This is a genomic window from Massilia sp. CT11-108, assembly GCF_047302915.1.
GTDB classification, from domain to species: domain Bacteria; phylum Pseudomonadota; class Gammaproteobacteria; order Burkholderiales; family Burkholderiaceae_D; genus Telluria; species Telluria orientalis.
In genome coordinates, this window is sequence record NZ_JBKYMO010000329.1 from 1 (window position 1) to 6558 (window position 6558).

3 protein-coding genes and 1 pseudogene are annotated in these 6558 nt (G+C 69.3%); 3 read left to right on the top strand and 1 reads right to left on the bottom strand.

Annotation, left to right across the window (positions count from 1 at the left end; all coding sequences use genetic code 11):
* The 3 genes and pseudogenes from ACEN88_RS21845 to ACEN88_RS21855 all read left to right on the top strand — a co-directional run.
* Nucleotides 1-503, top strand: a pseudogene (locus ACEN88_RS21845) (J domain-containing protein); the annotation flags it as partial.
* A 150-nt stretch (nucleotides 504-653) separates the two neighbouring features.
* A complete protein-coding gene (locus ACEN88_RS21850; protein ID WP_413342979.1) occupies nucleotides 654-2288 on the top strand; it encodes a tetratricopeptide repeat protein in 1635 nt (544 codons plus the stop codon).
* Nucleotides 2289-2333: 45 nt separating this feature from the next.
* Entirely contained in the window at nucleotides 2334-3884 is a 1551-nt protein-coding gene (locus ACEN88_RS21855) for an HDOD domain-containing protein (protein ID WP_413342981.1), read from the top strand.
* On the opposite strand, the gene ACEN88_RS21860 is transcribed toward ACEN88_RS21855, so the two are convergent.
* The coding region (locus ACEN88_RS21860; protein ID WP_413342982.1) for an EAL domain-containing protein at nucleotides 3850-6558 on the bottom strand (2709 nt) is incomplete at its 5' end. The two genes, ACEN88_RS21855 and ACEN88_RS21860, sit on opposite strands and share 35 nt — an antisense overlap.

Sequence of the window (6558 nt, forward strand, 5' to 3'; positions counted from 1 at the left end):
CCTCCGCATCCACCCCGAACACAGCGCCGGACCCGCTCGGCAGCGACGCCAGCGCCGACGGCTGGGCACGTCCCGCCGGGCAGGCCGATGTGCCGCCCGACATCAAGGCCCTCGGCGTCACCCAGTTGATCGTGCCGGCCCGCGCGCCCGATTGCGACACCGACCTGCAGACCCAGGTCGCGCCGACGGGCGATCCGTGGCCGGCGCAGTCCGGCTACATCGACGGTTATCCGCTCGGCAACCAGGGCGACGAGATGCAGGTATTGGTCGACAACAGCAACAATCCGTCGCCTGTGCTGGTCAAGATCTACGACCTCGACCGCCGCTCGAACGTGCGCCACGCCTACGTGCTGGGCCGCGCCAAGTTCCTGATCGATAAACTCGCGGCCGGCAAGTATGAAGTCCGTTACCAAAACATCATGATCGGCGGTGCCCGCCCCGAATGCGCCCCCGGCCACCGCGCGCCGCTGCGCCAGGCTGCCGCACGCCAGCCCGGCGCCTGATAACCGAAAGTGTGGTTTTTCGCGACATTTCACCAGTTTGATGGTGGGTGAAATTCAAGAATTTAGTTCCCTGGACGTAATATACTCAGTAGACCACACGGGCCCATGCAGCCCGCCAGCCCATCGCAGGCACACACGGAAAACCGGGACATGAACGAACTTGACGGCCTCAACGCCCTGATCATCGAGCCGCACGCCGGGATGCGCTCGACGATCCACAACATGCTGAACATGTGCGGCCTGAGCAAGATCGACCACGTCGGCAGCTCCAACCAGGCCGTCAAGCACCTCGGCCTGAAGCAGTACGACCTGATCCTGTGCGAATACGCGCTGGAAGGCGGCCAGGACGGCCAGCAACTGCTCGAGGACGTGCGCCACCACAAGCTCATGCCGCTGTCGACCATGTTCTTCATGGTCACGGCCGAAGGCGATTACGGCAAGGTCGTCAGCGCCGCCGAACTGGGCCCCACCGACTACGTCCTGAAACCGTTCACGGCCGACCGCCTGCTCGAACGCATCGCGCGCGGGCTGGAACGGAGAAATGCGCTGCTGCCCGTGTACGACCTGATGGAGGCGGGCAGCCAGCGCGAGGCGATCGCCGCCTGCCTCGACGGGGAAGAACGCCATCCGCGCTACCTGGTCGACTTCATGCGCCTGCGCGCCGAGCTGCACATGTTCCTCGGCGAGCCGCACGAAGCGGAGCCGCTCTACCGCCAGCTCGTCGAGACCAAGGCCATCGCCTGGGCGCGCCTGGGCCTGGCCAAGACGCTGTTCCTGCGCGAGCGCTACGACGAAGCGCGCGCGATGCTCGAAGAGCTCGTCGACGCCAACAAGAACTTCGTCGACGCCTACGACTGGCTCGCGCGCACCCACGAGGCGGCCGGCGCGCTCGATGCGGCGCAGGCCGTGCTGACGGAGGCAGTGACGGTCTCCCCGCACGCGGTGCGCCGGCTGCGCAAGCTGGGCGAAACGGCGCTGGAGGCGGGCGACCACGACACGGCCGAGAAGATCCTCAAGCAGGTCGTCAGCAAGGCCAAGTATTCCGAATTCAAGGACCCGCAGGACCACGTGCGCCTCGTGCAGACGCTCGTGCGCAAGGGCGACCCGGTGCAGGCCGCGGCCGTCATCCGCGACCTGGACAAATCGATGGCGTTCCAGAAGCACACGCCGCTGTGCAGCGCGATCGCGTCGAGCCTCGTGCACGAATACACGGGCAACGAGGCGCGCCTCGCGGAATCGCTGGCGGCGGCCCTCGCGGCCAGCCAGGAGGCGCCGGACCTGCGCCCGGAGATCAAGCTGGAGCTGGCGCGCACCTGCATCGAGAACGGCATGGAGGAGGGCGCCGCCGAGATCGTGCGCGACGTGATGCGCAATGCGCAGAACGGTGCCGCGGTGGCGCGCGCGATGGCCGTGTTCGAGAACGCGGGCCAGGCCGAGACGGCGCAGAAGCTCGCCATGGAAAGCCGCCAGCAGGTCGTCGACCTCGTCGCTACCGGCGCCGCCAAGGCGAAGAGCGGCGACTACAAGGGCGCCGTCGTGCTGATGCAGGAAGCGGCGACCAAGCTGCCGGACAATCCGCAGGTCGTGTTCAACGCGGCGCTGGCGATCCTGAAATGCCTGGACCACGACGGCTGGGACGAGCGCCTCGGCCAGCAGGCCCTGGGCTACATCGCCGGCGTGCGCCGCCTCGATCCGGTCAACCCGAAGCTGCCGGCGCTGGCCGGGCTGCACCAGCAGATTCTGAAAAAATACGACAAGGGTCCGCGTCCGAAAAGGGCCGGCTAAGCGATCATGATTCCTGCAGTCGGGAGCCCCGCTTCCAATCCCAACATGAACGCCGCGCCGTTCCAGCCGACGGACGGGGGCCGCCGCGTGCGCGCCGCGCTGCTGCAGAAGGTCTGCGGCGACGACGACATGTTCGCGCTGGGCAGCGCCATCGCGCGCGTCGTGCAGATGGCGACCTCGGAAGACCAGGGCACCCACGATCTCGCGCACTATGTGCTGTCCGACGTCGCGCTCACGCAGCGCATCCTGCGCCTGGCGAACACGGTCCGCTACCGCACGGCGGCCGGCACGGCCGTCACGACGGTGTCGCGTGCCATTTCCCTGCTGGGCTTCGACAACGTGCGCACGGTCGCGCTGGCGATGCTGCTCGTCGACGCGCTGGCCAGCAGCGACCATGCGTACAGCGTGCGCATGGAACTGGAAGCGTCACTGTGCGCGAGTCTCGTCGGCCGCGAAATGGCGCGCCACAGCTTTTACCAGGGCGCGGAGGAAGCGTCGATCAGCGCGCTGTTCAAGAATCTCGGCGCGCTGCTGGTCGCGTCGCACGAGCATGACCGCTACCGCGAGATCCAGGCCCTCCTCGCCACCGGCAAGCACACGCCCGCACAGGCCGCGCAGATGATCCTCGGCTGCGGCTTCGACGCGCTGTCCGAAGCCGTGCTGGGCGAGTGGAAGATCCCGGGCGTGATCGTGCACGCCCAGCGCCCGCTGGAGGCAGGGGCGCTCAAGCTGGCCGTCAACCGCAGCGAATGGATGCGCCAGGTGGCGTCGTTCAGCCTGGACGTGGCGCGCCTGATGGGCAGGACCCCCACGCCGTCCGACACGCCGGAAGCGCAGGCGCTGCTGGCGCGCTACGGCACCGCGCTGAACCTCGGCGCGGCCGAGCTGGACGAGTTGTTCGAGACGGTCGCGTTCGAAATGACGAGCCTCCTGCAGAGCATGAATTTGCAGCCCATGCCGCGCCGCGCGCCGCAGGAAGACAAGGGCGGCCTGCCCAACGTGCTGCTGCTGGCGACCCTCGGCGGGGAAGAGGAAGAGCAGGGCACGTACCCGAGCGGCAAGCCGAAGAACGCGCGCGACCTGCTGCTGGCGGGCGTGCAGGACGTCACCCAGATGCGCGCGTCCGGCCGGCACAAGGTCAACGACGTCGTCATGGCCGTGCTGGAGACGCTGTACACGGCGCTGGGCTTCCGCTTCGCGACGGTCGTGCTGAAGGACGTGCGCGCCGGCCAGTACCGGGCCCGCGCATCGTTCGGGCTCGCGCAGGCGCGCGTGCAGGAAGGCTTCACGTTTCCGCTGGCGCCCGCCGGAGAAAAGAGCGCGCGCGACCTGTTCTACCTGGCGATGGAAAACGACGCCGACCTCATGATCTCGGATGCGCGCAGCGCCAAGATCCGCGACCTGCTGCCGGCCTGGCACAAGGCGTTGCTGCCCGACGCGCGGAGCTTCATCGTGCTGCCGCTGGTGGTGGGCAAGGTGCAGCTGGGCCTGTTCTATGCCGACCGCACGGAGCTCGCGCCGGAAGGCGTGCCGCCCGACGAAACGGCCCTCATCAAGGCGCTCAAGGGCCAGGTACTGGCTGCGCTCGCGCCCTGACGAATTCCCGGAATTCGCGCGCCGGCATCGGCCGCCCGAACAGGTAGCCCTGCGCTTCGTCGCTGTTGCGGTCGCGCAGGAAGCCCCATTGCGCGTGGGTTTCCACGCCTTCCGCGATCACGCCCAGCCCGAGCGCATGGGCCAGGCCGATGGTCGCGTCGACGATGGCGGCGTCGTTCGGATTCGTCTCGATGTCGCGCACGAAGCCGCGGTCGATCTTGATGCGGTCGATCGCGAACAGCTTCAGGTAGGCCAGCGACGAATACCCCGTGCCGAAGTCGTCGATGGCCAGCTTGAAGCCTCGCGCGCGCAGCTGCAGCAGCAGGCTGCGCGTGTTTTCCGGGTCGCGCATGGCGGCCGTTTCCGTGATCTCCAGTTCCATCCGCGCCGGGTCGATCGCGTGCTCCGCGAGCAGCTCGTCGAGGCGCGACAGCAGCGCGCCGCCGCTGAACTGGCGCGCCGACAGGTTCACGGCCAGGCGCAGGTGGTCCATGCCGTCGTCGCGCCACTCGGCCAGCAGGGCCATCGCGCGCGCCAGCACCCAGTCGCCCAGCGGCAGGATCAGGCCCGATTCCTCGGCGATGGGGATGAAACGCCCGGGTTCGACGCTGCCCAGCTCCGGGTCGTGCCAGCGCAGCAGCACCTCGGCGCCGATCACGCGTCCCGTCTCGAGCTCGACCTGGGCCTGCAGGTGGACGTCGAAGCCGCCGTTCTCCAGCGTCGCCCACATGCGGTTTTCCAGCAGCAGGTGTTCGTGCGTGGCCGCGTTCATGGCGGGCGAGAAGAACTGGAAATTGCCGCGGCCTTCGCGCTTGGCCGCGTACATCGCCATGTCGGCGTGGCGCAGCAGCGTGTCCGCATCGTGGCCGTCCTCGGGGAACAGGGCTACGCCCACGCTGGCGCCGCTGTGCGCCGTCGTGCCGGCCAGGCGGTAGGGCTGCTGCAGCGATGCCACGAGGCGCACCGCCACCGCGCTCACGCTGTCGGGGGAAAGCGGGCCGCACAGCACGATGATGAATTCGTCGCCGCCGAGGCGGGCGAGGCTGTCGACGTCGCGCAGCAGGTCCTTCATGCGCGCGGCCGCGCCCACGAGCAGTTCGTCGCCCGCCTGGTGGCCGAGCGAATCGTTGATCTTTTTAAAATGGTCGAGGTCGATGAACAGCACGGCCAGCGGCTGCCGGTTGCGGCGCGCCTGGGCGAGCTGTTGCTCCAGGCGCATGCCGAGCGCATGGCGGTTCTCCAGGCCCGTCAGCGGGTCGTGGTGGGCCAGGCGGTGGATGCGCGCCTGCGCACGCTGCTGCTCCGTCAGGTCGCGCAGGATGCACACGTACAGGCGCTCCCCGGCCAGGTCGACGATGGACACCGCCACCGCGAGCGGCAGCGGCTCGCCGCGCGCGTTCAGGCCGTCCAGCTGGCGTTCGTCGGGCCTGCTGTCGGCCAGGCGCGCCAGCAGGCCCAGGCTGTCTTCGTCGCCATGGCCCGGCACCAGCGTCGTGAACGCGAGGCCCGGCAGGTGATTCGGCGGGTAGCCGAACAGCGCGGTCGTGGCGCGGTTGGCCGACAGCACCGTGCCGCGCGCGTCGACGGTGACGATCGCGTCGGCGGCATTGTCCAGGATGGCCTGCAGGCGCGCCGTGCGCTCCGCCACCTGGGCCTCGATCTGGGCGCGTTCGCCGCTGACGATCAGCATCAGCGCGCCCAGCAGCGCGGCCAGCAGCAGGCCGGTCGTGATCACGATCCAGCTCGCGAGTCCCCGTTCGCCTTCCATGTAGGCGGCCGTGGGCGTGAAGCGCAGTTGCAGGGTGCGGCCGCCGTACGTGAGCGGTACGGTGTAGTCGCCGCTGACCACGTGCCGGCCTGGCCTGCCCACCAGCGCGACGGGCGCGCCGCGGTCGGTCGTATCCGCCAGGCTGATGTCGAAGCCCGAGAAGCCGGCGCGCAGGACCGCCTGCCGCACGAAAGCATGGGCATCCAGGATCAGGGCCAATACCCCCAGCGGCGGCTGGCCGGGCGCGCCGACCGAGCGAAACAGGCCGATGCCGTTGGCGCCGTTGGATACCAGCTCGACCGGCCCCGTCGCGATCGGGCGTGTGCCGGCCAGCGCGCGCGACACCGCTTCCGTGCGCCCCGGCGCCGTCAGGAAGTCCATGCCGCGGATGCTCGCATTGGACGGGGGCCAGGTGTACAGCAGGGGCAGGTATTGCGCGCGCGGACCGGCCGGATGCAGGCCCTGTGTCCGGGTCACGTCGCGCACGCCGGCGAACGCGGCGTCGACGTGCGTGCGCACCCACGTCTCGAACGCGGCGCGTTCGGCCAGCGTGACGGGCACCAGCCAGTTGATGGCGGCGATCTCCGGCCGGCCGTCGACGTAGCCGCTGGCGATGTTCAGGAACTTGGCGCGATCCATGAACCGGTCTTCCGCCGCAAGCGTGCGCGAGAACGTGCCGACGAAGCGTTCGTGCTCGCGCAGCTCGGCCTGCAGCTCGTCGACCACCTGCTGGGCCTTCAGGCGGTAGGCCTGCAGGTATTGCTGGTGCTCCCACCGCACGGTCTGCTCGTAGGCGGCCATGACGACGCCGGCCGCCAGCAGCGGCCCGGGTGGACGGGGACGGGAGAACGGGGATAAGGCCAACGCGGCCGGGAGGCTGTGCACTTCATCCTCCGATTCCTGGAG

Bases quoted from the DNA above. Each gene is read 5' to 3' on its own strand.
- ACEN88_RS21850 (WP_413342979.1), top strand. From the start codon at position 654: ATGAACGAACTTGACGGCCTCAACGCCCTGATCATCGAGCCGCACGCC.
- ACEN88_RS21855 (WP_413342981.1), top strand. From the start codon at position 2,334: ATGAACGCCGCGCCGTTCCAGCCGACGGACGGGGGCCGCCGCGTGCGC.